This is a genomic window from Enterobacter cloacae complex sp. GF14B, assembly GCF_004136805.1.
GTDB classification, from domain to species: domain Bacteria; phylum Pseudomonadota; class Gammaproteobacteria; order Enterobacterales; family Enterobacteriaceae; genus Enterobacter; species Enterobacter hormaechei_C.
The window spans coordinates 1-1,872 of record NZ_QFRV01000229.1; the positions used below are offsets into that span (position 1 = coordinate 1).

2 protein-coding genes and 1 pseudogene are annotated in these 1,872 nt (G+C 60.2%); all 3 read right to left on the minus strand.

The window, feature by feature from the left end; translation table 11 throughout:
• A partial coding sequence (locus tag DD606_RS24885; protein WP_368853795.1) for an LVIVD repeat-containing protein occupies positions 1-602 on the minus strand: 602 nt, incomplete at its 3' end.
• Positions 599-1,663 (minus strand): sugar ABC transporter substrate-binding protein, encoded by a 1,065-nt coding sequence (locus tag DD606_RS24890; RefSeq protein ID WP_129259427.1) that lies wholly within the window; start codon positions 1,661-1,663, stop codon positions 599-601. The genes DD606_RS24890 and DD606_RS24885, both read right to left, overlap by 4 nt.
• A gap of 19 nt (positions 1,664-1,682) precedes the next feature.
• Positions 1,683-1,872 (minus strand): annotated as a pseudogene (locus DD606_RS24895) (ABC transporter permease); the annotation flags it as partial.

Genomic DNA, 1,872 nt, shown 5'->3' on the forward strand with positions numbered 1-1,872 from the left:
TGTTCGCCTGCGGCCTGGTTCATCCCCGGCAGCCACCAGCGCCCCGCCACCTCGGGCTTGCGCGGGTCCGCCAGGTCAATGGTCAGGAAAATGTAGTCGGTAAAACCGTCGATCAGCGCCGACACGTATGCCCAGCGGCCACCGACGTACCAGATGCGGTGAATGCCGATGCCGCTCAGCGACAGAAAGCCGATTTCGCGCGGCCTGTCCGGCGTGGAGATATCAAAAACGCGAAGCCCGGCGCTCCAGCCCCTGTCCTGAACGTCGCTGACGGTCTCTCCTACCTGACGGGTGTAGTAGACCTTCTCGTCGGCGAAGCGGGCATCGGCAAACAGATCCCGGGCGTTGATCACCAGCAGCAGGTCGTCATGCGCCTGGAGGTGCACGTTCCAGGTGCCCGGCGGCGCGGGGACATAGCCCGCGGGTTTCGGATTTTTTGGATCGCGCACGTCGACAATCGAAAAGCCCTGCGACACCATATGGCCGATATACGCAAAGCCGCGGTGCACCATCAGCTGCACGCCGTCCGGGCGACCGCCCTGGTCGCTATGGCCAATCAGCCGCATATTGCGGCTGTATTCTGGCGTAGGAAGCATGCTCATTTATTTTTCGCTTCCAGCGTCGCAAACCACGGCGCGATAAAATCTTCCGTCTGGCCCCAGCCCGGAATGATTTTGCCCAACGACGCCACGTTCACCGCCCCCGGCTGCGCGGTCAGCAGCGCCTGCGGGATCGCAGCGGCTTTGAAGTCGTAGGTGGCAGGCGTGGCTTCACCGGCAATCTTGTTGGCGATCAGGCGTACGTTGGTCGCGCCAATCAGCTTCGGATCTACCGCCACGCTCACCTTCCACGGGCTACCCGGCTCGCGCATCAGCTGTAAATCCTGGTTGGAGATGTCGATGCTGTAGAGTTTGATCTCGGTGCGGCCGTTCTCTTTCAGCGCCTTATACGCGCCCTGGCTGAAGGCATCCCAGGTCCCCCAGATGGCGTCGATTTTGCCTTTCGGGTATTTCGCCAGGATCGCGCCCACCTTGTTGGCGGTGTCGCCCTGCACGTCAGAGGAGACCGCGCCGATGGACTCCAGCTCTTTAATCTCCGGGTACTGCTTTTGCAACTCTTTATACGCCGCCTGACGACGCTCCATCGGCGGGAAGCCCGCTACCCACAGCTTGACGATATTGGCCTTGCCGTTGAAATCTTTCGCCAGCTTGCCGAAGGAGAGATTGGTCAGAGAGGCATCGTCCTGTTGGGTAACGGTCACGCCCGGAATCTCGCCGTTGACGGCGGTATCAAATACGGCGACCTTGATCCCGGCATCCACCGCCTTTTTTACCAGCGCGGTGGAGTACGGATCGCGGCCCTGAGACAGGATAATCCCGTCATATTTCTGGCTGATGGCCTGGTTCACGAAGTCCTGGAATTTAGCGTCATCCCCGTTGCTCAAAAAGGTGCTGACCTTAAAGCCGAGCTTTTTCCCTTCCTGAATGGCCCCGGCAACAAACTGCGTGGTGTTGTCGTCTGAGCCGAGGTTGCGGATCACCGCAATGCGAATGGGGCCGTCATGGTTGGCAATGGCCGCCGGGAGCGGTGCGGGCGTGGCCGCGAAGCCAGGCAGAGCGGTGAATAACCCTAATGCCACCAAAGAGAGTGCAATCTTTTTCATTTTTTATCCCGTTGTGTTGTCAGCGTTTTTGTATGTAGGTAATCGCCAGCGCTACCGCGAGCACCAGCCCTTTTATAATGTCCATGGCGTAATACGGCACGGAGAGCATCACCAGCCCGTTCGACAGCACGCCGAGAATCACCGCCCCGACCAGGGTCCCCAGGGCATTCGGCTTGCCGGACCCGGCCAGCGAGAAGCCGATCCACGCC